Below are 23,652 nucleotides of genomic sequence, written 5' to 3' on the forward strand. Positions count from 1 at the left end.
GAAATCGTGACGATCAAGGTTGACTACGCGGTCCTCGAGAGCAGCAACCAGCAGATGCAGGCCATCTCGAAGACCATCGACGAGAAGCTGGACACGCTGCGGTCGATGCTGTCCAAGCTCCAGTGGGACGGCGAGGACCGGGCAGCCTACGAGCAGCACCAGGCGAAGTGGGACTCGTCGGTCCGGGACATCAACCGGATCCTGAACGAGATCGGCGGCGCCGTCGGCATCGCCCGCGAGAACTACGTCTCCACCGAGATGAGCAACGCCAAGGTGTGGGGCTGAGACAATCACCGGTGCGGCTCCGGTCCGGTTCGACCGGACCGGAGCCGCATTGCGTTGGCGTCGACACAGGTTCTGGGAGAGCGATGGGTACGGGGAAGTCTTTCCGTTCGGCGCGGGTCACCGCCGCGGCCGTGTTGGCGTTGTGTGCCGCGATGGCCTCCACCGCGGTCCCGGCACCCGCCCGCGCCGCCGACACGGTCCGTGGCCTGCAGTGGTATCTCGACTCGCTGAAGATTCCCCAGGCGCACGAGATCACCCGGGGCAAGGGCGTCGTGGTCGCGGTCGTCGACTCCGGTGTGGATCCTTCGCACCCTGACCTGCGCGGTCAGGTGCTGCCGGGGCACGGCGTGAATGCTGCCGCCGCTCCCGACGGGCGGCGCGACGACGACGCGAAGTCCGGGCACGGCACCTCGATGGCCGGCATCATCGCCGGCCGCGGCGGGGGCACGACGCGGGAGTTGGGCATCGCGCCGGCCGCGAAGATCCTCCCGGTCTCCATGGGGCCCCGTGCGGCCAGCGTCGACATGGTCCTCGCAATCCGCTGGGCGGCGGACGCGGGCGCGGACGTCATCAACATCTCCTACGGTGGCGACCCGGCTCGCCCCGATCCGGACCTGACGGACGCCGTCAAGTACGCGTTGGGCAAGGACGCGGTGGTGGTCGTCTCCGCCGGAAACATCGAGGAGGGCGACCGGCAGGTCACCCTCCCGGCCAACATCCCCGGCGTGATCGCCGTCTCGGGGCTGAACAAGCGCGGTGGCTTCTTCGCCGGCTCGGTGCAGGGCCCGGAGATCGTGCTCGCCGCACCCATGGAGAGCATCATCGGGCCGGCGCCCAAGGCGGTCTCGCCGAACGGCTACACGGTGGCCAGCGGCACCAGCTCGGCGGCCGCCATCCTCTCCGGGGTGGCGGCGCTGGTCCGGGCCAAATATCCGAACCTCGACGCGGTCAACGTCATCAACCGGCTGGTCAAGACCGCTCGGGATGCCGGGCCGGCCGGTCGGGACCCGCAGTTCGGCTTCGGTGCGGTCGACCCGCTCGCCGCGCTGACCCGTTCGGTGCCGGCGGTGACGGCCAATCCGCTGCTGGAGGGCACGGCGGCCGACCCGACCCGGCCCGGCGGTGGCGCCGCCCGGCCCGGCGACGATGGCGGCTCGGCGGTCGAGTTCGGGGTCACCAACAAAGCCGGCGCCATCGTCCAGGTGGGGCTCTGCCTGGCTGTGCCGATTGTCGCGCTGGTCATCCTGCTGGTGGTGCTGCGGCGTCGCAAGCGGCGTAAGGGGGTGGCCGTCGGCGGTCCGCTTTCCGGCCCCCCGGGGCCGCCGCCGGGTTGGCCCGCGGGTCCGCCCGGTTGGCCGACGTCAGCGGGTCAGGCTCCACCGCAACATCCCGGCCCGGGCTACGGTCCGCCGGCGGGCCAGCCCGCGCCCGGGTATCCGCCGCCGGGCTATCCGCCGGCTCAGACCACGCCGGGTTATCCGCCGCCGGGCCAACCCGCGCCCGGCTACCCGCCGGCTCAGGCCGCGCCGGCACCGCCGTCGGGCGGGCCTGGTTGGCCGGGTGCCGGCCCGGGGCACGCTCCACCGCCAACCGGCCCACAGCAGCAGTGAGCGCGGACCACCAGTCAGGTTTTCGGGGAGGGGACCGATGACGGACGACACGACCAAGCAGCCGGAACGGTTCGAGGCAAACGACATCTACATCCCGGTCCCGGCGGCCGGGGTGATGACGCCGGGTCTGGCAGTGACCGGCTTCGAGATCGACAACGTCAACCACGCCGCGACGCCGAAGGGTCTGGTCACCGCGCCCGGCGAGGCGGGCGTCAAGACCGAGTGGGACGCCACCAGCCTGGACTCGGCCATCGACTGGCTGGAGACCCACGCGGCGTACCTGAACAAGCTCTCCTACGACATGGTCGACATCCAGGACCTGATGGGCGGCGCGGCCGCCGGCGCGGCGACCGGGGCGCCCGGGGGCCCGGCGAGCCCGCTCGGTGGCTTCGACTGGGCCGGTCGCTTGGCCGCCAAGCACCAGGGGCTCTACCAGGGCACCGAGAGCGGCGTCCGGCGGCTCTCCCAGAGCCTGTACGACGCGGCGGAGGCACTGCGTCAGGTCAAGGAGAACTACGAGACGGCGGAGCACGCCAACGCGATGTCCGCCGCCGACATGCAGCGGGTCTTCGGCGACGTGGCCGGCAACGGCGACGGTCGCTAGAACGGGGAGGACGCAGATGGGCCTGAGCTGGGAAGAGATGTGCCAGAAGGTCGTCATCGACGGCCGGCCGGGTGACGTGGAGAGCGCCGCCCTTGGCTGGGAGCAGCTGATCAAGAATCTCGACAACGTCAAGCAGAGTCTCGACACCAACATCAAGGACCTGGGCACGGTCTGGAAGGGCCCCGCGTACGAGGCGTTCAAGGGGCACGTCGAGCAGATCGCCAAGGACACCGGGAACATCGTGGCGGACGCCGAGAAGGGCACCGGCATCGTCCAGTCGCTCAAGAGCGCCGCGGAGAAACTCACCGCCGCCCAGCGGGACTTCCCGGTCCCGGCGACCTGCGTCAACGACGTGCTGGAGGCGCGGAACGCCAAGCTGACCCTCAGCGTGGGCTTCTTCGAGGCCAAGGTGGCGCCGGATTTCCTCGGCTGGTTGGATCCGGTGACCGCGGTCGCCGACTGGATCAACGACCGGTCCGACGAGGCTGCGGGCGTATACCAGCGGGTCAGCGGCGACTACCAGAACATCGCCCCGGGCACCCCGGGTGACGCGAGCGGCTTCCAGAACCAGACACCGAAGACCGAGATTCCGAAGCTGGACAACGGTGGCGGCGGTGGTGGCGGGGTCGGTGGCGTACCGGACATCGGCGGCGGCAAACCGTCCATCGGCGACCTGGGCGCCAGGCCCTCGATCGACGCCAACGGCATGCCGGACACCGGCAACCTGCCCGGCGGTTCCGGCACGCACCCCGACCTCTCCGGTGGGTACGGCACCGGCTCGGGCGCTTACCCCGGCACCGGCGGGGTGCCGGGCACCGGGGGTCTGGAGGACGACTACAGCAGCGGGCTCGCGGGTGCCGGCGGCGGCGGGACGCCCGGTCTCGGCTCCGGCCTGGGGGGCGGCGGCCTGGGCTCCTCCGGTCTCGGCGGTGCCGGTGGGCTCGGCAGCGGCGGCGGCCTGGGTAGCGCCGGAGCCGGCGCTGGCACGGGCGCTCTCGCGGGCGGTGGCGCTCTCGGCCGGGCGGTCTCCCCCAACATGGGCCCGATGATGGGTGGTGGCGCGGCGGGCGCCGGCCGCGGTGGTGGCCGGGGCGGCGGTCGCGTCGGCGCGGGCGGCAAGTTGGGCGCGGGCGGCGGCATGGCACCCGGGATGGGTGGCGCCGCCGGCGGCGGTGCCGGCCGGGGCGGTGCCGGTCGGGGCGCGACGGGTGCCGGGGCCGGCGGCCGCGGCGCGGGTGCGCGAGGCGCGGGTATGGCCGGGATGGGCGCCGGTGCGGGCGCCGGCTACGGCGAGGAGGAGACTCCCCGCAACACCTGGCTGGAGGAGGACGAGGACGTGTGGGGCGCGGACGGGGGCGGCACCTCCGGCATCCTGCGCTGATCGTCAGGACGGCACGGCACCGACGGGGACGACTCGTCGGTGCCGTGGCGGGCACGGCCGCCGGAGACCGTGCCAGGCGCGATCAAGCGGCGCCGGTCAGTTGGTGATCGCTGCGTCGGTGCGCCGTCCCGGGCGCCAGCCGCGTCGGCGGCCTCGATTCATGATCGGCCGGGCGGCCAGCAGCAGCGCGGCGAGCAGCCCGCCGACCGCCGCCGCCCAGATCGCGGCGCTGCGTTGCCAGCCCAGCGGGTCGTCCGACCGGGCGGGCGCGGGGAGCGCACCGGCGGGCGGATCGGTACGAGTGCCCAGCAGGCTCGACACGGCTCGGTACGGGTTGACCACGCCGTAGCCGATCTCGGCGTTGTGCCCGTCCGGCGGGTTGTCCGCGGTCCGTTCCAGCCGGTCGGCGACCTGTTGTGAGTCGAGTTGCGGGTGGGCTGCCCGGACCAGCGCGGCCACTCCCGACACGTACGCGGCGGCGAAGCTGGTGCCGCCGGTCGGCTCGGCGCGGTAGCCGCTCCCGCGCGGGGCCGGGCCGACGATGTTCAACCCCGGTGCGGCGACGTCGACGTAGGCGCCGCTGACCGAGGTGCCCACGTGGCCGCCCTGCTCGTCGACGCCGGCCACCGCGATCACACCCTCGTACGCGGCCGGGTAACCCGTCTTCTCCTGCTGCTGCTCCTGCCGGTTGCCGGCGGCGGCAACCAGCACCACCCGCTTCGCGAGCGCGTTCTTGACCGCCGCCTCCAGTTCGGGGCGGTCCAGGGTCACCAGGGACAGGTTGATCACGTCGGCGCCCTGCCCGACCGCGTAGTCGATGGCCGCGGCGATCTGCCCGGGCAGCGCCTCGTCGTTGGTGCCCTTGGTGTCCGGCAGCACCCGGATCGGCAGGATGCGGGCCGCCGGGGCGATGCCGCTGAACGGCACGCCGGTGCCCTCCTTGCCGGCGATGATGCCGGCCACCATCGTGCCGTGCCCGGCCTCGTCGCACTGGCCCTGCCTGGCCGGCAGGCCGTTGAAGTCCCGGCCCTCAAGCACCTGGCCCTTGAGCAGCGGGTGGACGGCGGAGACCCCGGAGTCGATGACCGCCACCGTCACGCCGGCGCCCCGGGACAGCGGCCACGCCGAGGCCGGGTCCAGCCGGCGCAGTGCCCACGGCATCTCCACCAGGCCGTCCTCGCCACCTGGGCCACAGGTGGGCGGCGCCGCGACCGCCGGGGAGGGGACGACCGCCAGGGCGGCGCCGAGCAGGACCGCCAGCGCTCCACTGAGGACAGCGTGGACGGCACGTCCGGTACGGCGGCGGGACGGGTCGGTCGCGCTCAACGGCAGGCATTCGCGCACCCGCAGAGATTACCGCTGTGTCGCGGTCGGGCAACGGCCCGGCGAGGGCGCTCAGGAGCGGGGGGCGGCCTCCGGGGCGGGTGTCTCGGCGAAGAGCGCGAGCAGAGCACCGACCTGGCGGTCGGCCTCGGCGGGGTGCCGGAAGTGGCCGGCCGGGTTGAGGGTGTACTCGTTGCGCCGCCCGACCCGGGTGCGGCGCAGGTAGCCGCCGGCCTCCAGGTCGGCGACGATCGCCTGCGCGGCCCGCTCGGTCACGCCGACCTCGGCCGCCACGTCGCGCAGCCGGGCGGTGGGGTCGCGGCCGATGGCCAGCAGAACGTGCCCGTGGTTGGTGAGGAACGTCCAGTTCCGGCCGCCGGTGTCGCCAGCCGCCGTCGCCGAGCTCGCCATCGTGGGTCCGCCTCTCCGGTGCTTCGTGCCCCCTGGAGCGTCGCCGGAGCGGCGCTCCGAGGGGCAACGTATGAAATCTATATCACGTATAACTTGACGCATCTTGTGGTGCGTGTGACCGTGGAACCCGGACCAGCGCCCGCCGCCGCCCCGCTGATGAGTCGGTTGAGCAGGTCAACGCGTGGAAAGAGGTGCGGGGATGAGCCGTCCCGGTACACCCGGCCAGCAGCCGGGTTCGCAGCGTACTGCCGACCCGACGCCGGCACTCACCGAGCCGGCCCAGGCGTACGCCGAGCTGATCGCCGGGAACCGGCGCTTCGTCCGCGGCGCACCCCGCCACCCCAACCAGGATGCCGGACACCGGGCCGCGGTGGCCGACGGGCAGCACCCCTTCGCGGTGATCGTCGGCTGCTCCGACTCACGGTTGGCCGCCGAGATCATCTTCGATCGTGGGCTGGGCGACCTGTTCGTGGTCCGTACCGCCGGGCACACCACCGGCCCGGAGGTGCTGGGCAGCGTGGAGTACGCGGTGACCGTGCTCGGCACCCCGCTGGTGGTGGTGCTCGGCCACGACTCGTGCGGTGCGGTGCAGGCCGCCCGTGAGTCGGCAGCCACCGGCAACCCGCCCCAGGGGCACCTGGGCGCGGTGGTCGACGCCGTGCTGCCCAGCCTGCGTCGGGCCGAGGCGGAGGGGGTGGACGACATCGGCCGCATCGTCGACATCCACATCGCACAGACCGTCGAGGCGCTGCTCGGGCAGTCGCCCGTGCTGGCCACCGAGGTGGAGCGGGGGCGGTGCGCGGTGGTAGGGGTGTCGTACCGGCTGGCCGCCGGAGTGGTGCGTCCGGTGGCCGCCGTGCCGGCCACGACGCTCGACGGACCGATCGACGCCAGCACGCCGGTCGGTCCGGCCGCGCCCGCCGCCTGAACGCGTCGAGGGCCGCTCCGCGTCACGCGGAACGGCCCTCGACGGAGAGCGTGGGTCAGAGCAGCGACATGTGTACGTGGTCGGTGTGGTTCGACGGCCCGCTGTACGACTTCCAGCCGGTCGCCGGGAACCAGATCTGCCGGTTCCAGATCACGTAGTAGATGCCGAGCCGGTCGGCGTTGCGGATGAGGAACGCGGCGACGTTGTTGCCGTACGTCCGGGTGTCCTCGTTGTGCCACGGGCTGAAGCCGCTCTTCTGCAGAGACCAGTCGCAGGCGCGGCCCTTCGGGTGCTCCCACGGCCCCCCGGATCGGTAGCAGCCGACGAACCGGTTGAATCCGGCCCGCTTGACCTCCTTGTACGCGTGCAGCGTGCGCGGGGTGACGCAGCCGGACGTGGTCGGGTCGTTCTGGCTGCACGACTCGGACTTCCAGTCGCCGTCGGCGGTCCGGCCCGGGCCGAGCCGGGCGACCGGTGAGGTGGCCGACACCAGCCCGCCGGTGAAGCCCTTCCCACCGACCAGGGCGAGGGCCTTGTCCGCTTCGCGCTTCTCCTTGGCCATCAGGGCGGTCTGCTTCTGCTGCTCGCGGACCTCCGCGTCGAGGGCCAGCTTGGCCTGCTCAGCGCGGGTCTTCACCGCGTTGACCTCGGCGAGCTTCTTCTCGTTGACCATGTTCATCTCATCGAGTGCGGCGGCACGTTGGACGAACGAGTCCGGGGCTTCGCTCTCCAGCAGCATCGCCAGCGGGCCGATCCGGCCGGTGCGGTACGACTGGGCGGCGATCTGCCCGACCTGCGGCGCCAGTGCGTTCAGGTCGGCCTTGGCCCGGTCGACATCCAGCGCCAGCTGCAGCTGCTTCTTCTTCGACGTGTTCAGTTTGGACTTGGCCGCGGAGAATTTGCGGTTGGTCTGCTCGATCACGTCGTTGAGCAGCTGGGGCTCGCCGTCCTCCTCGTGCCCGGACGGTGTGGGGGTCGTCGGGGCGGCCTGCGCCGGGAGGGGCCCGGCGAGCACGGTCAGTGCGGCGATCACGGCCACCACGGGTGTCAACCAGCGGCGTAGGGGTGCCGTCACAATGTTCCCTTCCGTCGACCGCCGACCGGGTTAGCTGACGGGTTCGGGGCGGAAGTGGCCCCTACCGCTGTCGCGGATTCACCCCACGTACCTGGGTTCCCGGCTCGCCGGTTGGCGATTGGGCGGTGGCACCGCAGGCGCCGCTTCGCGCCTTCATCGGTAACCGGCAGTGAGGTTACCCGAGAGCCCACCGGCTGAGCTACGCCCTGATACCGACTAAAAGCGTCATTTCGCCATGGCGCTGAGTGACCAGTGATGCGGTTCTCAGGGCGGACGCCCGACGTGGTCACGTTGAGGAGTGTCACCATGCCGTATCCGTGCTCCTGTTCGGCTCTGGCCACCGGTCGGTGGCGGTGGATGAGGGTGTGGTCCGCGTCGGGTCGGGCGACGTGAGGTCGGGCCGATCCGTGCGCGGGGAGCTCAGCGCCGCCAGTGCCTCGGCGCGGTCGGGCTGGGGTCGCGGGGCGGGCGCTTCGGCGGCGGGCGCGGTGGTCTGCCGGCCGGCTGCGGTCACCATCGCGGCCAGCCCGGTGGTCAGCGGTACGGCGGCGATCAGCCCGAGCGTGGCGACCCCGCTGCGGACGATCTCCTGCGCGAGGAACTCGCTGGTCAGGATCTGCCCGATCGGTCGCGAGTCAGCGGTGAGCAGGAGCAGCAGCGGCAACGAGGCGCCCGCGTACGCCAGCACGATGGTGTTGACGGTGGAGGCGATGTGCGCCCGGCCGACCCGGGTCGCCGCCCGGTAGAGCTGCAACCGGGTCAGCCCGGGGTTGGCGTTGGCCAGCTCGGTCACGGTGGCCGCCTGGGTGACGGTCACGTCGTCGAGCACCCCGAGCGAGCCGATGATGATCCCGGCGAGCAGCAGGCCGTGCAGGTCCACGTCGGCCTGGAACATCGACAGGGTGGTGGCGTCCTCGCTGCCGAAGCCGGTGAGGTGCGTGGCGCCGCTGACGATGGTGGCCAGTACGCCGGTGAGGACCAGGCTGCCCAGGGTGCCGAGCACCGCGACCGAGGTCTGCGCGCTGACCCCGTGCGTCAGGTAGAGCACCACGAACATGATCAGCGCGGCACCGACCACCGCTACCAGCAGCGGCGACCGGCCGGCGCCGATTCCGGGCAGCACGAAGGTGAGCAGGATGGCGAAGCTGGCGGCCAACCCGGCCAGAGCGGCCAGGCCCCGCCACCGGCCGAACGCGACGATCGCGGCGGCGAAGATCACCGCCAGCCACAGCAGCGGCGCGCCGCGCTGGTGTTCGGCGATGTTCCAACTGCTGGCGGTCGGATCGGTCGGGTCGGTCAGCTCCACCAGGATGACCTCGTCGTCGACCTCGACCCGGGGCGCGCCGGGTCCGGCGGGCACGGGTGTCTGGATCCGCTGGCCGGAGGCCGGCCCGTCGTTCACCCGGACGTCCACCGTGCCGCACGGCCCGTCCCCGACGCTCGGTGTGCCCTCGGGGTTCGGCGCCGCCGCTGGGCACGGCTCGGTCACCACCCGGGTCACCGTGCCGTGGTAGCGCGGCACGTTCGCACCGCCGTCGGTCCGCGGTGACCCGTCGCGAGGCCAGAGCACGACCGCGGCGAGCACGGTCGCGACGAAGAGGGGCACCACCGTCGCGACGAGGATCCGTCGCACCCGGGGTGGGGCGGACGGAGCGGAGCGGGTGTGGTCGGAACCCAATGCGAGACTCCCAACGATCCGGTGCGGGGTACGTGCCGACGGGCCGGTCGGTTCACCGCCGCCGCGGGAAAGCGGCGACGAGCGCGCCGGATCGCTGGACGGCGACCTCGTGACCACGCAGGGTGAAAGCTCGGCCCGGTCGGCGGGAGGTGACGCCACAACGTGGCGGCACCTCTGCCCAACTGCGTAGCGGGATCCGGAGGGCCATCGTCGGAATGCTAACCAGCCCGACCCGGGGACGCAGGTCGTGCCGGAGTGTCGGGTGGTCGAACCGCTCGCGTGGCGGGTTCCGGACCGGCATGTTGGAGTCATGCCCGCTCCGTCGCCGCCCGACCCCGATCGTCCCGCCGTCGACGAGCGCCACGCCGGGCCCGGTGGCCACCAGCGACACGCCGACGGCGGGCCACATCAGCACGACAAGCACGCCGGGCACGATCCGGCGATGTTCCGCCGCCGGTTCTGGGTCTGCCTCGTGCTCACCGTGCCGGTGGTGTTGACCAGCCACCTGGTGCTGGACCGGCTCGGCCTCGGGCTGGACGTCCCGGGCCGGTCCTGGGTCGGGCCCGTGCTCGGCTCGGTGGTGTTCTGGTGGGGCGGCTGGCCGTTCCTGGTCGGCGCGGTCCGCGAGGTCCGCGATCGGGCGCCGGGCATGATGCTGCTGGTCGCGATGGCCATCACCGTCGCCTACACCGCGTCACTGGCCACCAGCGTGGGCGCCTTCGACCTGGATTTCTGGTGGGAGCTTGCCGCGCTGGTCACCATCATGCTGCTCGGGCACTGGCAGGAGATGAAGGCCATCGGTCAGGCCAGGGGCGCGCTCGCGGCACTGGCCGCGCTGCTGCCCGACGATGCCGAGCGGGTGGCGGCGGACGGGCGGGTCGAGCCGGTGCCGGTGACCGAGCTGCGGGTCGGCGAGGTGGTGCTGGTCCGGCCGGGTGGGCGGGTTCCGGCGGACGGGCGGATCGTCGACGGCGGCGCCGAGCTGGACGAGTCGATGATCACCGGAGAGTCGCGTCCGGTCGCCCGGTCGGCAGGGGACCGGGTGGTGGCCGGCACCGTCGCCACCGACTCGGCGATCCGGGTCCGCGTCGAGGCGCTGGGTGAGCAGACCGCGCTCGCCGGCATCCAGCGGATGGTCGCGCAGGCGCAGCGCTCCGGCGGGCGGGCCCAGCTGCTGGCGGACCGGTTCGCGGCCGCGTTGTTCTACCTGGCCACCGGCACCGCCGTGCTGACCGTGCTGGTCTGGACCGCGCTGGGCCGGCCCGACGAGGCGGTGGTCCGCGCGGTCACCGTCCTCGTGATCGCCTGCCCGCACGCGCTCGGGCTGGCCATTCCGTTGGTCGTCGCGCTCTCCACCGCACTGGCCGCGCGGTCCGGGATCCTGGTCAAGGACCGGTTGGCGCTGGAGCGGATGCGGACCGTCGACGCGGTGCTGTTCGACAAGACCGGCACCCTGACCCGGGGCGAGCACGTGGTCACCGACCTGGCGACGGCACCCGGCGTCGCGCGGGACGAGGTGCTGCGGATCGCGGCCGGCGTGGAGTCCGACAGCGAGCATCCGCTGGCTCGGGCGATCGTGGCGGCGGCCGGGAGCGTCGGACCGGCCCCGGCCGTCGGGTTCCGGTCGCTGCCGGGGCGCGGGGTGCAGGCCACCGTCGACGGTACGCAGTACGCGGTGGGCGGTCCGGCGCTGCTGCGGCAGCTGGGCCTGTCGCTCCCGGCCGAGCTGGAGGCGGCGATCGGCCACTGGTCGGCGCGGGGCGCCGCGGTGCTGTACCTGGTACGGCCGCCGGACGCCGTGCTCGGCGCGTTCGCGCTGACCGACGAGGTACGTCCGGAGGCCCGGGAGGCCATCGTCGAGCTGCGCGCCGCGGGCGTCCGCGCCATCGCCATGATCACCGGTGACGCCCGTCCGGTGGCCGAGGCGGTCGCCGCCGACCTGGGTTTCCGGCGGGGTGTCGACGAGGTCTTCGCCGAGGTGCTGCCGGCGGAGAAGGACGGCCGGGTGGCCGAGCTTCAGCGGCGGGGGTTGACCGTGGCGATGGTCGGCGACGGGGTGAACGACGCGCCGGCGCTGGCGCGGGCGGACGTCGGCATCGCGATCGGCGCGGGCACCGATGTGGCGATCGAGTCCGCCGGGGTGGTGCTGGCCTCGTCGGACCCGCGCGGGGTCGGTGCCGTGGTCCGGCTCTCGCGGGCGTCGTACCGGAAGATGCGGCAGAACCTGGCCTGGGCGGCGGGCTACAACGTGGTGGCGCTGCCGCTGGCGGCCGGGGTGCTGGCGTGGGCCGGGGTGGCGTTGAGCCCGGCGCTGGCCGCGGTGCTGATGTCCGCGTCCACCATCGTGGTGGCGCTCAACGCCCAGTTGCTGCGTGGGGTACGCCTCGACCCGGAGACCGAGTGACGGCCCGGTCCGGTCGGACCGGGCGAGCGTCACCCGGTCTCAGCCGCGCTTCATCAGCCGGCCGACCGCCGCCATCATCTCGGTGGCCATCTCGTCGGCCCGGCCCTCGGCGGCGCCCTCGTGCATGCAGTGCCGCGCGTGCCCGTCGAGCAGCCCCAGCGCCACCTTGTCCAGCGCGGCCTGGATCGCGGAGATTTGGGTGAGCACGTCGATGCAGTAGCGGTCGTCGTCGACCATCTTCTCGATGCCCCGGACCTGCCCCTCGACACGGCGGAGCCGCGCGAGCAGTTGATCCTTGCTGGCGGTGTATCCGCGGATCGGAGTGGGTGCGGTCATGGCGACCAGGGTAGCCTACCCCCGGGGGGTATGGTACTGTCCCTTTCTGTCGGGGATACCCCCACCGGGTACCGGTACAACACAAGGACAGACGTCCGCCTTCGATTTACCCCTGGGGGGTATAGGCTCGGAGGTGGCGGAGGGAGACGGTTCGATGGTCAACACGACGTACCAGGTGCAGGGCATGACCTGTGGGCACTGCGTCAGCTCGGTCAGCGCCGAGGTCGGCGCCATCGCGGGTGTGCGCGAGGTTCAGGTCGACCTGGCCACCGGCCGGGTCACCGTCAGCAGTGACCAGCCGCTGGACGTGGAAGTCGTCCGGACCGCCGTCGACGAGGCCGGCTACGACCTCGTCGACGCCTGATCGAGAGGCCCGGCATGAATACGGTGACCAGACTGGGCGGATTCGCCCTCGGCCTCGCGGCGGTCTTCGGCGCGGCGTACGGGATCGGTCAGGTGGCCGGTCCCGCCGCCCCGGTCGCCGAGAACCGGCACGACGACGGGGCCGCCCACGAGCCGGGCCCGGCCGGCCACGGAGAGCACGATGAGGCGGCCGACCGGCTCCCCGGCGGCCTGCTCGTCGCCGACCGCGGCTACACCCTCGAACCGGTCGCCGCGCCGGCCGGCGAGTTCGCCTTTCGGATCGGCGGCCCGGACGGCCGACCGGTGACCCGGTTCGACGTGGCGCACGACAAGCGGATGCATCTCATCGTCGCTCGGCGGGACCTCTCCGGCTTCCGCCACGTGCATCCCGACCTGGCCCCGGACGGCACGTGGCGCGTCGCCACCCCACTGGCCGGCCCCGGGCAGTGGCGGGCGTTCGCCGACTTCGCCCCGACCGGGGGAGAGCCGCTGACCCTCGGGGTGGACGTGACGGTCCCCGGAACGCTGGCCGAACGGCCGCTGCCCGCGCCGGCGACCAGCACGACCGTCGACGGCTACACGGTCACCCTGGCCGGCGCGGTGCAGCCCGGCCGGACCTCGCCGCTCACACTGACCGTCAGCCGGGACGGGCGGCCGGTGACCGACCTGGAGCCCTACCTGGGCGCGTACGGCCATCTCGTGGCGCTGCGCCGGGGTGACCTGGCATACCTGCACGTGCACCCGGAGGGGACACCCGGCGACGGGCGCACCCCGCCCGGTCCGGCTGTCACCTTCCTCGCCGAGGTGCCCTCGGCCGGCAGCTACCGGCTCTACCTCGACTTCCGGCACGGCGGGTGCACACCGCCGAGTTCACCGTGGTCGCCGGCACCTCGCCCACCCCGCCCACCGGCGCACCGACGACCGGTGGCGATCCCACCCCGACCGATCCCACCCCGAGCGGACCCGCGCCGACCGGGGACGCCGACCACGGCATCCCCGGGCACGGGCACAACTGACGGGACCAGATGATGACCACCACCAGCAGACCGCTGCCCGAGGCGCCGAACCGGATCGAGTTGGCGATCGGCGGAATGACCTGCGCCGCCTGCGCCGCCCGGATCGAGAAGAAGCTGAACCGGATGGACGGGGTCAGCGCGACCGTCAACTACGCCACCGAGAAAGCCACTGTCCGGTACGTCGACGGCGTCACGCCGGACGACCTGATCGGCACGGTGCAGAAGACCGGCTACACGGCGTCCCTGCCGTCCCCACCTTCCACCGCCGAGGAGCCGGTGGACGCGCTGCGTGGCCCGCGTACCCGCCTCTGGGTGTCGGTGGCGCTCAGCGTGCCGGTGGTCGTGCTGGCGATGGTGCCGGCCTGGCAGTTCGACTACTGGCAGTGGCTGTCGCTGACGCTCGCCGCCCCGGTGGTGGTCTGGGGCGGGCTGCCGTTCCACCGGGCCGCCTGGACCAACCTGCGGCACGGCGCGGCGACCATGGACACCCTGGTCTCGCTCGGCACCCTCGCCGCGTTCGGTTGGTCGCTCTGGGCGCTCTTCCTCGGCGACGCCGGGATGCCCGGCATGACCCACCCGTTCCGTTTCGACATCACCCGCACCGACGGCGCCGGCAACATCTACCTAGAGGCCGCCGCCGGGGTGACGGTGTTCATCCTCGCCGGCCGTTACTACGAGGCCCGCTCGAAGCGGACCGCCGGCGCCGCCCTGCGCGCCCTTCTCGAACTGGGCGCCAAGGAGGTGGCGGTGCTCCGCGACGGGGTGGAGACCCTGATCCCGGTGGACCAGCTCGCCGTCGGTGACCGGTTCGTGGTCCGCCCCGGCGAGAAGATCGCCACCGATGGCGTGGTCGACGAGGGCACGTCGGCCGTCGACGCCAGCATGCTCACCGGCGAGTCGGTCCCGGTCGAGGTCGGCCCGGGCGACGGCGTGGTGGGTGCCACGATCAACGCGGGCGGCCGGCTCGTCGTCACCGCCACCCGGGTCGGCGGGGACACCCAGCTCGCCCGGATGGCCGACCTGGTCGAGCAGGCCCAGAGCGGCAAGGCGGCCGTGCAGCGGCTGGCGGACCGGATCTCCGGCGTGTTCGTGCCGATCGTCATCACGCTCGCCGTGGGCACCCTCGGCTGGTGGCTCGGCAGCGGGGCTGGGCCGACCGCCGCGTTCACGGCCGCGGTGGCCGTGCTGATCATCGCCTGCCCCTGCGCGCTCGGCCTGGCCACGCCGACCGCACTCCTGGTCGGCACGGGCCGGGGCGCTCAGCTCGGCGTGCTGATCAAGGGACCGGAGGTGCTGGAGTCGACCCGGCGGGTGGACACCGTGGTGCTGGACAAGACCGGCACCGTGACGACCGGCCGGATGACCCTGGTGAACGTCGTGCCGGCGGCCGGTACGGACCGTGCCGATCTGCTCCGGCTCGCGGGGGCGGTCGAAGCCGCCTCCGAGCACCCGATCGCACGGGCGGTCGCGGCGGGCGCCGCCGAGGCCGGGACGCTGCCCCCGGTGACCGGCTTCGCCAACGTCGAGGGGTTGGGCGTCAGCGCCACGGTGGACGGCCGGAGTGTGCTGATCGGTCGGCTCCGGCTGCTGCGCGAGCGCGGGTTCGACGTACCGCCGGAGGTCCAGCGGGCGGTCGCCGACGCGGAAGCGACCGGTCGGACGGCGATCGTCGCCGGTTGGGACGGGCGGGCCTGCGGTGTGCTCGCGGTCGCCGACGTGGTCCGGCCGACCAGCCGGGCGGCGGTGGCCCGGCTGCGCGCCCTGGGGCTCACCCCGGTCCTGCTGACCGGGGACAACGTCACCGTGGCCCGGGCGGTCGCCGCCGAGGTGGGCGTGGACGAGGTGATCGCCGAGGTCCTGCCGGCCGGCAAGGTCGACGTGGTCAGGCGACTCCAGGCCGAGGGGAGGTCGGTGGCGATGGTCGGCGACGGGGTCAACGACGCCCCGGCGCTGGCGCAGGCCGACCTGGGCCTGGCGATGGGCACCGGCACCGATGTGGCGATCGAGGCGTCGGACCTCACCCTCGTCCGGGGCGACCTGGACGCCGCGGTGGACGCCATCCGGCTGTCCCGGCGCACGCTCGGCATCATCCGGGGCAACCTGTTCTGGGCCTTCGGGTACAACGTGGCGGCCCTGCCGCTGGCCGCTGCCGGGTTGCTCAACCCGATGATCGCCGGCGCCACGATGGCCCTCTCCTCGGTCTTCGTGGTGGCCAACAGCCTGCGTCTGCGCCGGTTCCGCCCGGCCGCCCCCGTCGACGGGGTGTAGTCGGGATGGTTGGACCGGCGATGGCAGGGGTACTGCTGGTGGCGTAGCGACGCTCGCGATGGAGGTTGGCACATGGGTATCGACGACAAGATCAACAACGCCACCGAGGATGCGGCCGGCAAGCTGAAGGAAGGCGCCGGTCGGGCCACCGACAACGAGCAGCTCGAGGCGGAGGGTCGCAACGACCAGGCCGGAGCCAAGCTCAAGCAGGCTGGCGAGAAGATCAAGGACGCCTTCAAGAGCTGACGTACGACGCACTCCGCACGCCGGGCCGGTGATCTCACCGGCCCGGCGTGCTGTCTGTCCGGCCCCTCGGTGGACCCTGAGATCCCCCTGATTCGCTCCCGAACCCCGGTCGCCGCACGTCGGCACCTGCTAACTTCTCTTGGCATGTGCAAGGGCTGCTTATGAGTGCCGCTCCGCCGCCGACCGGTGACGACCTGGTCCGGGTGCTGGCCACGCTGGCCAACCCGCACCGGCTGCGGGTCGTCGCCGCACTGGCCCGCGAGCGCGCCTACGTGAGCCGGCTGGCCCGGCAACTGGGCATCAGCCGGGCGCTGTTGCAGGTCCACCTACGGAAGCTGGCGGCGGCCGGGCTGGTCACCGCACGCCTGGAATTGTCGGAGGACGGGAAAGCCATGAACTACTACGAGGTGGAGCCCTTCGTGCTCACACTCACCCCCGAGATCATCGCGGCGGCGGTCGAGACGCTGACCGTGCCCGACTCGGCCGAGCAGCCCGGAGCGGAGCGATGAGCGAGCACGACTGGACCGAGGTGGTCGGCGCGATCGGCATCTTCGCCCTGCTGATCAGCGTGTTCACGGTGACCATCGTGCAGCTCGCCAAGACCCGACGGGCCCGGCTCGAATCGGCCCGCGCGGACGACTACCGCCGGCTCGCCGAGACCGCCGCTCAGGCCCAGGCGGAGAACGCCCGACTGCTCGCGGCGTTGGACGGCCGGCTAAGCGGGATGGAGACCCGGATGGGCGCGCTGGAACGCGTCCTGCGCGAGGTCGAGTGAACCCGGCGCACGAAAGGACCGGGCCGTCGAGCGGCTACTCGACGGCCCGGTGGAAGCAGCACCACCTCGCCCGGTGGGCGAGTTTCTCCCGTGACGCTCCTTCGAGGAGAGGACAGCACTCCATGCTGCGCGTACGCAAATCCACCGTCGGCTGGGCGGTCGCCCTGGCCCTCACGGTCACCGGCCTGACCCCGGTCGGCCCGGCCGCCGCCCGAGCACAACCGGGCCCCACCATCGACTGGCGGCCCTGCCCCGGGGACGCCACCGCCGAGTGCGGCACGCTGTCCCTGCCGGTGGACTGGCGCCGGCCTCGGGGCGAGAGGTTCGACCTGGCGCTGGCCCGTCGGACGGCCACCGACCCGTCCGCAAGGACCGGCGCACTGGTGTTCGGCCCCGGCGGGCCGGGCGACAGCGGGGTCGACCGGGTGGTGACCGGCAGCTCCCGGTTCAGCGCCGAGCTGCGCCGCCGCTTCGACATCGTCAGCTTCGACCCGCGCGGCACCGGCGGCAGCCACCCGGTGATCTGCTCGACGGACCTGCTCGCCCGGCAACCGCAGCTGATAGCGGACCAGGCTCAGTTCGACGCCACGCTGGCCGGCAACGCGTTGCTGCGGGCCGACTGTCGGGCCCGGACCGGGCCGCTCTACGACCACGTGGACACGACCAGCGCGGCCCGCGACCTCGACGCGGTCCGCGCCGCGCTCGGCGAGCGGCTGCTGACCTTCCACGGCAGCTCGTACGGCACCCTGCTCGGGCAGCGGTACGCGGAGCTGTTCCCGCACCGCGTCCGGGCCATGGTGCTGGAGGCCGCGATGGATCACAGCCTCGACATCCGTGCCTTCCTCGACACCCAGGCCGTCACCGCGGAAGGCGCGTTCGACGAATTCGTCGCCTGGTGTGCCCGGTCCGCCGGCTGCCCGCTCAGGGGGCGGGACGTCCGGGAGGTCTGGGCCGGGCTGCACGGCCGGGCCGCGCGCGGGACGCTGACCGACCCGGACCGGCCCGGTGCGGCGCTCACCCCGTTCGAGCTGAGCCGGCTCGCCCACAAGAAGCTCTACGAGACGCACCGGTGGCCGGAGCTGGCCGGGTGGATCGCCAGAATGGACGCCGTCACCGCGCCGACGACCGCACCCCCGGCCGGCGACACGTCGACGGGCGACGCCGTGGCTCCGTACCCGTTCGCGGTCTTCTGCCAGGACTGGAGCCTGCCCGTCCGCGACTACCGCGAGTACGCCGGACACCTGCGCCGGATGGGCCGGCTCGCGCCCGACCTGCGCTATCCGCCGGCGGTGTTCGCCCCCGTGACCTGCCTGGGAACGCCGGCGCCGGTCGCCAACCCGCAGCACCGGCTGCGGGTCCGCACCGAGGTGCCGCTGCTGCTCGCCGCCACCGTGCACGACCCGGCCAGCGGGTACAACTGGGCCACCAACGTGGCGCGGCAGTTGGGCGAGCACGGCGTGCTGCTCACCTATCAGGGATGGGGGCATGGCAGCTATACCACCAGCCCGTGTGTGGCCGGCGCTGCTGACCGCTACCTGACCAGCGTGGTCGTGCCCCGTCCGGGCACCAGCTGCCCGGCCGTCGACCCGTCGGCGTGACCGACCCGCCGGTGCCGCGATCAGCGCAGGACGCGGTAGCGCAGGTGCGCCACGGTCGGCCCGGCCACCACCGCCACCTGTTCCAGCCGCGGCGCGATCCCGTCGAAGAGCCGTTCACCGGCCCCGAGGAAGATCGGCACCAGGTGCAGATGCAGGGTGTCGATCAGCCCGGCGGCCAGGTACTGCCGGACCGTGCTCGCGCCGCCCGCGATCGACACCTGCCGGTCACCCGCCGCCTCCCGGGCCTGCCGCAGCGCCGACTCGATGCCGTCGGTGACGAACCGGAACTCGGTGCCGCCCCGCATCACCAGCGGCGCCCGGGAATGGTGGCTGAGCACGAAGACCGGGGTGTGGAACGGCGGATCGTCGCCCCACCAGCCCTGCCAGCTCTCGTCCCAGTCGCCGTCCCCGCCGCCGAACATCCGCCGGCCCATCACGTACGCCCCGATGTCCCGGGTCAGCTCGTCGACCAGGTCGGCGTCGACTCCCCGCTCGCCGCCGGTCAGCCCGTGCTGCGCCCGCCAGCTGTCCAGGCCGAAGAACCACTCGTGCAACCGCAGCCCGCCCCGGCCCAGCGGATCCTGCCGGCTCTGGTCCGGCCCGGCCACGTACCCGTCCAACGAGATCGACAATTGACTGCTCACCATTCCCATGCCACGTCGACTCCCGCGACCGCCGGAACTCATCGCTGGGCGGCCAGTCGGGTTGCCCGCAGCTCCAGGTAACGCCGCTCGGGCAGGCTGGTGGTGCCCCGGGTCGCCGCCCGGTACGCGTCCCGCGCCGCCGGAAGCTGCCCGGCGAGCTCCAGCAGGTGGGCCCGGACCGCGGCGAGCCGGTGATGCCCGGCGGTGCGCTCGTCGGCGTCCAGCGGAGCGAGCAGGGCGAGCCCGGCCTCGGGACCGTCCACCATGGCCACCGCCACCGCCTGGTTGAGGGTGACCATCGGATTCGGCGCGATCCGGGCGAGCAGCCGGTAGAGCGCGGCGATCTGCCGCCAGTCGGTCGCCGCCGCCGTCGGCGCCTCGGCGTGCACCGCGGCGATCGCCGCCTGGAGCTGGTACGGGCCGGGCGGTGACCAGGTCAGCGCCTCGGTGATCAGCGCGACGCCGGCCTTGATGGCCGTCCGGTCCCACCGGTCCCGGTCCTGCTCGGTCAGCGGCACCAGCTCGCCGTCCGGGCCGACCCGGGCGGCCCGGTGCGCATCGGTGAGCAGCATCAGCGCCAGTAGCCCGGTCACCTCGCCGTCTCCGGGCAGCAGCCCGTGCAGGACGCGGGCGAGCCGGATCGCCTCGCCGGTCAGCTCCACCCGGTGCAGGTCCGGCCCGCTGGACGCGGTGTACCCCTCATTGAAGATCAGGTAGAGCACTCGGAGCACCGTCCGCAGCCGCTCGTCGCGCTCACCCGGCGCGGGCATGCTGAACCGGGCGCCGGCGGCCTCGATCCGCTGTTTGGCCCGGCGGATCCGTTGGCTCATCGTGGCCTCCGGCACCAGGTGCGCCCGGGCGATCTGTGCGGTGCTGAGCCCGCCGACGGCGCGCAGGGTCAGCGCCACCTGCGCCGAGGGAGCCAGCGCCGGGTGGCAGCAGAGGAAGAGCAGGGTCAGGGTGTCGTCGGCGTCCGCCACCGAGGGCTCCGCGTCGGCCGCCGGCGCCACCCCGGCGTACGCCGGCTCGCGCAGCGCCACCGCCACCTCGCGGTCCCGGCGGGCGCGCTCGCTGCGCCACTCGTCGGTGAGCCGGCGGTTGGCCACGGTGAGCAGCCAGGCGCGCGGGTTGTCCGGCAAGCCCTGCCCGGGCCACTGCGTCGCGGCGGCGAGCAGCGCCTCCTGCACCGCGTCCTCGCATCGGTCGAACTGCCCGTGCCGGCGGACCAGCAGGCCGAGGACCTGCGGCGCGAGCATACGCAGCAGGTCCTCGACCGTCCGGTCGTCGGTCACATCTCCGTCCCGGCCTCGTCCATGATCGGGCGGACCTCCAGGGCGCCGCCGAAGCGCACGTCCGGCCAGCGGGCGGCGATCTCGGCGGCCCGTTGCGGGGTGTCGCAGTCGACGGCCAGGTAGCCGGCGAACTGCTCCTTGCTCTCCATGAACGGCCCGTCGACGACTTCCGGGTGGCCGCCCGCGAGCCGGACCGTCCGGGTCTGCGACGGGTCGGCCAACGCCTGACCGCCGACCAGCTCACCGGACTCGGTCAGCTCCTTCATGATCTCGTCGACCTCGCCGAACAGGGCGGTGCGCTCCCGCTCGGTCAGCTCCTCGGTGAAGCCGGGCCGGTTCCAGATCAGCAGCATGTACTTCACGGCGATGCTCCTCGGGTCCTGGTCGCGCCCCGGTCGGGACGCGGTTCACCGGAGGGTCGGAGCCGAAGCTCCGTTCCCTACCGCCTACCGAAGAACATCGCAGAATTTTTCGACGGTGGCGGTTCCCACGCTGCCTGGGTCAACGTGGGTCGGGGCGTCCCGGTACCTGTCGGGGCGGTGGCCCCCCGCCGACGTCCAGCGACGCGCGGTCCGCCGCGGAGGTGCCGGACGACCAGCCCTCGGCGTCGCGGACGCTGAGCCGGTGCCGGGTGACGCCCGGGAAGAGGGTGTCGAGCCGCTCCTGGACCGCCTCGCCGCGCGCGGCGAGCACCGGGAGGAGCCGCTCCGGGCCGGCCGTCTCGGCCGCCGCCCGGTCCGCCGCCTCGGTGGTCGCGCGCAGCCGCTCGCCGATCCGCAGCGCGAACGCGTTGAGGAAGGACTCGTCCCAGACGCGGGTCCGCCGCCCGGCCCCCGGTCGCCGCTCGGCCCGCCCGCGCAGCATCGCGGCGGTGGCCTGGACCAGCAGCGAGGTGTAGAGCAGCTCCACCGCCACGAGGTCGGCCGGCCAGCCCAGCACGGTGGCGAAGCCGAGGTCGTCGGACCAGACCGCCGCACAGCGGTTCGCCGCCGCGACCTCCTGCACCAGCAGCGCCTTCGCACCCGCGTACGGGGTGTCGGTGCCGAGCCGCACGCCGCCGGGTAGGTCGCCCCGGTCGGCCCCGGCCGCCAGCAGCGCCTCGTCGATGCTGTGCCGGGCGATCAGCTCTTGCGCCTTGGCGGTCAACGCCTCCGCCTCGGCTGGGAAGGTCGTCGACTCGGCCTTGGCCAGCAGCGCCCGTACCCGTTCGAGCATGCCGGACCCACTGCGGGCCGCGCCGGCCGGGCGGCTCGCTGCCGCCGCCCCGGTCGTGCCGGGTGGCGGACGCAGCACCGCGATCGGCGGCAGGCTCTCCACCAGGACGAGGGTGTCCACGGCCGTGCGCAGGGCGTCGACCCGGTCCAGCCCTTCCCGGGCGGACCAGCCGGCCAGCACGCTCCGGTCGTCGTCCCACCACACCTCGGCGGCCAGCTCGCGCAACTGCTCGTCCCACCAGGCCGGAACCGGCCCGGTCTGCTCGCGCCGTTGGGCGGCCATCGCGTCCCGCACCAGTCGTGCCGACCGGGCGCCGAGCCGCCGGGTGGTGAGCCGGTCCAGGTCGGCCGGCTGCCAGCCGCGCCGCCACAGCCGCGCCACGCCGCGGACCAGGCGACGCAGCAGCGCCGTGTCCACCGCCGCCGTGCCGTCCGTCGCGCCGGTGCCGACCATCAGCTGGTCCAGCTGCCGTTCGGCCTGCCGTACGTCGGTGCCGCGCACCGCCGCGAGCGCCTCGGCGACGAGTTCGTCCGCGTCCGGCACGTGCACCTCCCTCTCCGGGTTCGCTGCCTCTCAGGCTCCATGATCATGCCGTCAGCCGTGCCGGAGGCGCGAAACGGGGATGTCGTCGCCCCGCTGACCGGCGGGGCCTCGATCAACACGAGGTCCGGGAAGTCGCGGTGTCCCATCAGGTCCGACACCCCGACATCGCCAATCTCGTGTCGATCACCGCCGGCTGGACGCGCGTTGCGGCTCGGTGGGCATGTTCCGCCCGGTCTCGGGTAGTTCGACCCTCACCTGAGGCGGATGCGAGGTGTGTGGTGGTCGGTTCGAGCCTGCCGAGTGCGCGCACCGCCGCCGTGCCGGAGGTCCGGTCGTCCATCCTCGCCGGTGTCCTGATCGGGGTCGCGGTGATGGCCGCGGTGGACGAGATCGTCTTCCATCAGTTGCTGGCCTGGCACCACTTCTACGACCGGTCCACCTTGTCGGTGGGTCTGCTCTCCGACGGGCTGCTGCACGCAGCCGAGCTGATCGCCCTGGTCGGTGGTTTCTTCTGGTTCGCCGACCTGCGTCGGCGCGGCGCCCTGGCGGCCCGGTTCGCCTGGGGTGGCGTCCTGCTCGGCGCCGGGGGTTTCCAGCTCTTCGACGGGCTGGTCGACCACAAGGTGCTCCGGCTGCACCAGATCCGCTACGGCGTCCACCTGGTGCCGTACGACGTGGTGTGGAACGTGGGCGGCGCGATACTGCTGCTCGTGGGCGCCGCGCTGGTCTGGCGGGCGCGATCCCGACCGCCAGGCGACGGCCAGCGGTGACGGCGACCCTCGCCCCGGACGCCCCGGGCTGGTTCGCGGCGCCGGTGATGGCGCACGGGGGGCACGCCGCGGATGGCCCGGGCTGGTTTCCGCTGGCGGCGGTCGGTCTGCTGGCCGGTGGCTACCTCGTGGCCGCCGCACGCGATCCAAGGGGCTGGGACCACCGGCGCAGCGGCGCCTGGCTGGCCGGCTGCGCCGTGCTGGCGGTCGCGGTCGGGCCGTTCGCGCAGCTCCCCGACGATCCGCGCGGACATATGACGCAGCACCTGCTGCTCGGCATGGTGGCCCCGCTCGGGCTGGTGCTCGGCGCCCCGGTGACACTGCTGCTGCGGATCGCGTCCACACCACCCGCCGGTTCATCGGCCGGCTGCTGCGCGCCCGCCCGCTGCACCTGATCGCCCACCCGGTCACCGCCGCGCTGCTCAGCACGGGCGGGCTGGCCCTGGTGCTGCTCACCCCGCTGTACGCGGCGGCGGAGCGCCAGCCCACCCTGCACCACGCCCTGCATCTGCATTACCTGGCCGCCGGATACCTGTTCGCGTGGTCGCTGGTCGGCCTGGACCCGGCACCCCGCCGTCCCGGGCTGGCCGTGCGGCTCGGCGCGCTGCTGGGCGCGGCGGCCGGGCACTCCGCGCTCGCCAAGTACCTCTACGCGCACGCCGGCACCCTGCCGCCCGGGCTGGCCGACCCCGACCCGGCGGCGTTCCGCTCCGCAGCCCAGCTCATGTACTACGGCGGGGACGTGGCCGAGCTGCTGCTCGCCGTCGCCCTCTTCGCCACCTGGTACCACCGCCCCTTGCGCCGCCACCCGGCGCGACCATCTCGGTCGACCAGGTTCCCCGAACGAGAGGTCAGGTCCCGGGCGGGAACCTCCTGATCGACACGGA

Annotated in this window: 22 protein-coding genes, 2 pseudogenes and 1 riboswitch; of the genes and pseudogenes, 15 read left to right on the forward strand and 9 right to left on the reverse strand. The window is 73.4% G+C overall.

Annotation, left to right across the window (positions count from 1 at the left end):
- Positions 1-6 precede the first annotated feature (6 nt).
- From ACFYPS_RS05575 to ACFYPS_RS05590, 4 genes are all read left to right on the forward strand, one after another.
- A complete protein-coding gene (locus tag ACFYPS_RS05575) occupies positions 7-285 on the forward strand; it encodes a WXG100 family type VII secretion target (RefSeq protein ID WP_074316323.1) in 279 nt (92 codons plus the stop codon).
- Between the two features lie 152 nt (positions 286-437).
- Positions 438-1,895 (forward strand): S8 family serine peptidase, encoded by a 1,458-nt coding sequence (locus tag ACFYPS_RS05580; RefSeq protein ID WP_387322932.1) that lies wholly within the window; start codon positions 438-440, stop codon positions 1,893-1,895.
- Between the two features lie 37 nt (positions 1,896-1,932).
- On the forward strand, positions 1,933-2,499 hold the full coding sequence (locus tag ACFYPS_RS05585) for a hypothetical protein (RefSeq protein WP_354964448.1): 567 nt from the start codon (positions 1,933-1,935) through the stop codon (positions 2,497-2,499).
- A 16-nt stretch (positions 2,500-2,515) separates the two neighbouring features.
- Positions 2,516-3,880: a hypothetical protein gene (locus ACFYPS_RS05590; RefSeq protein WP_354964449.1), complete on the forward strand. Its 1,365-nt coding sequence runs from the start codon at positions 2,516-2,518 to the stop codon at positions 3,878-3,880.
- A gap of 96 nt (positions 3,881-3,976) precedes the next feature.
- On the opposite strand, the gene mycP is transcribed toward ACFYPS_RS05590, so the two are convergent.
- Together mycP and ACFYPS_RS05600 are read right to left on the reverse strand one after the other, a co-directional pair.
- Positions 3,977-5,224: a type VII secretion-associated serine protease mycosin gene (mycP, locus tag ACFYPS_RS05595; RefSeq protein ID WP_387322934.1), complete on the reverse strand. Its 1,248-nt coding sequence runs from the start codon at positions 5,222-5,224 to the stop codon at positions 3,977-3,979.
- Positions 5,225-5,275: 51 nt separating this feature from the next.
- Positions 5,276-5,614, reverse strand: a complete 339-nt coding sequence (locus ACFYPS_RS05600; protein WP_354964451.1) for a helix-turn-helix domain-containing protein — start codon at positions 5,612-5,614, stop codon at positions 5,276-5,278.
- Positions 5,615-5,813: 199 nt separating this feature from the next.
- Here ACFYPS_RS05600 and ACFYPS_RS05605 point away from each other — a divergent pair, with 199 nt between their 5' ends.
- The gene (locus tag ACFYPS_RS05605; protein WP_354964452.1) at positions 5,814-6,542 is read left to right on the forward strand and encodes a carbonic anhydrase; all 729 of its coding nucleotides are present in this window, start codon (positions 5,814-5,816) and stop codon (positions 6,540-6,542) included.
- Between the two features lie 55 nt (positions 6,543-6,597).
- Here ACFYPS_RS05605 and ACFYPS_RS05610 read toward each other — a convergent pair whose 3' ends face one another.
- Both ACFYPS_RS05610 and ACFYPS_RS05615 read right to left on the reverse strand, forming a co-directional pair.
- A complete protein-coding gene (locus tag ACFYPS_RS05610; RefSeq protein WP_387322937.1) occupies positions 6,598-7,617 on the reverse strand; it encodes a coiled-coil domain-containing protein in 1,020 nt (339 codons plus the stop codon).
- Between the two features lie 4 nt (positions 7,618-7,621).
- A riboswitch (cyclic di-AMP (ydaO/yuaA leader) is annotated at positions 7,622-7,752 on the reverse strand.
- Between the two features lie 166 nt (positions 7,753-7,918).
- Entirely contained in the window at positions 7,919-9,295 is a 1,377-nt protein-coding gene (locus ACFYPS_RS05615; RefSeq protein WP_354964454.1) for a YibE/F family protein, read from the reverse strand.
- Between the two features lie 310 nt (positions 9,296-9,605).
- Here ACFYPS_RS05615 and ACFYPS_RS05620 point away from each other — a divergent pair, with 310 nt between their 5' ends.
- Positions 9,606-11,699 (forward strand): heavy metal translocating P-type ATPase, encoded by a 2,094-nt coding sequence (locus ACFYPS_RS05620; RefSeq protein ID WP_387322940.1) that lies wholly within the window; start codon positions 9,606-9,608, stop codon positions 11,697-11,699.
- A 39-nt stretch (positions 11,700-11,738) separates the two neighbouring features.
- Here ACFYPS_RS05620 and ACFYPS_RS05625 read toward each other — a convergent pair whose 3' ends face one another.
- Positions 11,739-12,035, reverse strand: coding sequence for a metal-sensitive transcriptional regulator (locus ACFYPS_RS05625; protein WP_030329541.1), 297 nt, complete (start codon positions 12,033-12,035; stop codon positions 11,739-11,741).
- Between the two features lie 154 nt (positions 12,036-12,189).
- On the opposite strand from ACFYPS_RS05625, the gene ACFYPS_RS05630 reads away from it, so the two are divergent.
- From ACFYPS_RS05630 to ACFYPS_RS05660, 7 genes and pseudogenes are all read left to right on the forward strand, one after another.
- Positions 12,190-12,399 carry a heavy-metal-associated domain-containing protein gene (locus ACFYPS_RS05630; protein ID WP_387322942.1) on the forward strand — a complete coding sequence of 70 codons (210 nt, stop codon included), beginning with the start codon at positions 12,190-12,192 and terminating at the stop codon, positions 12,397-12,399.
- 14 nt (positions 12,400-12,413) lie between these two features.
- Positions 12,414-13,414 (forward strand): annotated as a pseudogene (locus ACFYPS_RS05635) (hypothetical protein).
- A gap of 12 nt (positions 13,415-13,426) precedes the next feature.
- Positions 13,427-15,682, forward strand: coding sequence for a heavy metal translocating P-type ATPase (locus ACFYPS_RS05640; RefSeq protein WP_387322944.1), 2,256 nt, complete (start codon positions 13,427-13,429; stop codon positions 15,680-15,682).
- A 72-nt stretch (positions 15,683-15,754) separates the two neighbouring features.
- On the forward strand, positions 15,755-15,928 hold the full coding sequence (locus ACFYPS_RS05645; protein ID WP_121656519.1) for a CsbD family protein: 174 nt from the start codon (positions 15,755-15,757) through the stop codon (positions 15,926-15,928).
- Between the two features lie 161 nt (positions 15,929-16,089).
- Positions 16,090-16,437, forward strand: coding sequence for a helix-turn-helix domain-containing protein (locus tag ACFYPS_RS05650; protein WP_354964458.1), 348 nt, complete (start codon positions 16,090-16,092; stop codon positions 16,435-16,437).
- Positions 16,434-16,703, forward strand: coding sequence for a hypothetical protein (locus tag ACFYPS_RS05655; RefSeq protein WP_387322947.1), 270 nt, complete (start codon positions 16,434-16,436; stop codon positions 16,701-16,703). The genes ACFYPS_RS05650 and ACFYPS_RS05655 overlap by 4 nt, the downstream gene beginning before the upstream one ends.
- Positions 16,704-16,825: 122 nt before the next feature.
- The gene (locus ACFYPS_RS05660; protein WP_387322949.1) at positions 16,826-18,301 is read left to right on the forward strand and encodes an alpha/beta hydrolase; all 1,476 of its coding nucleotides are present in this window, start codon (positions 16,826-16,828) and stop codon (positions 18,299-18,301) included.
- A gap of 20 nt (positions 18,302-18,321) precedes the next feature.
- Here the strand turns inward: ACFYPS_RS05660 and ACFYPS_RS05665 are convergent, their stop codons facing one another.
- From ACFYPS_RS05665 to ACFYPS_RS05680, 4 genes are all read right to left on the reverse strand, one after another.
- Complete coding sequence (locus tag ACFYPS_RS05665) at positions 18,322-18,948, reverse strand: dihydrofolate reductase family protein (RefSeq protein WP_387323572.1); 627 nt, start codon at positions 18,946-18,948, stop codon at positions 18,322-18,324.
- A gap of 35 nt (positions 18,949-18,983) precedes the next feature.
- Positions 18,984-20,201: an RNA polymerase sigma factor gene (locus ACFYPS_RS05670; protein WP_387323574.1), complete on the reverse strand. Its 1,218-nt coding sequence runs from the start codon at positions 20,199-20,201 to the stop codon at positions 18,984-18,986.
- 32 nt (positions 20,202-20,233) lie between these two features.
- The gene (locus ACFYPS_RS05675; RefSeq protein ID WP_354964633.1) at positions 20,234-20,590 is read right to left on the reverse strand and encodes a YciI family protein; all 357 of its coding nucleotides are present in this window, start codon (positions 20,588-20,590) and stop codon (positions 20,234-20,236) included.
- Positions 20,591-20,738: 148 nt separating this feature from the next.
- Positions 20,739-21,995, reverse strand: coding sequence for a DUF2786 domain-containing protein (locus ACFYPS_RS05680; protein WP_387322951.1), 1,257 nt, complete (start codon positions 21,993-21,995; stop codon positions 20,739-20,741).
- Positions 21,996-22,273: 278 nt separating this feature from the next.
- On the opposite strand from ACFYPS_RS05680, the gene ACFYPS_RS05685 reads away from it, so the two are divergent.
- Positions 22,274-22,765 (forward strand): DUF2243 domain-containing protein, encoded by a 492-nt coding sequence (locus ACFYPS_RS05685; protein ID WP_387322953.1) that lies wholly within the window; start codon positions 22,274-22,276, stop codon positions 22,763-22,765.
- 47 nt (positions 22,766-22,812) lie between these two features.
- Positions 22,813-23,642 (forward strand): annotated as a pseudogene (locus ACFYPS_RS05690) (cytochrome c oxidase assembly protein).
- Positions 23,643-23,652 lie beyond the last annotated feature (10 nt).

Origin of the sequence: Micromonospora sp. NPDC005087 (assembly GCF_042872965.1) — a bacterium.
Lineage (GTDB): Bacteria > Actinomycetota > Actinomycetes > Mycobacteriales > Micromonosporaceae > Micromonospora.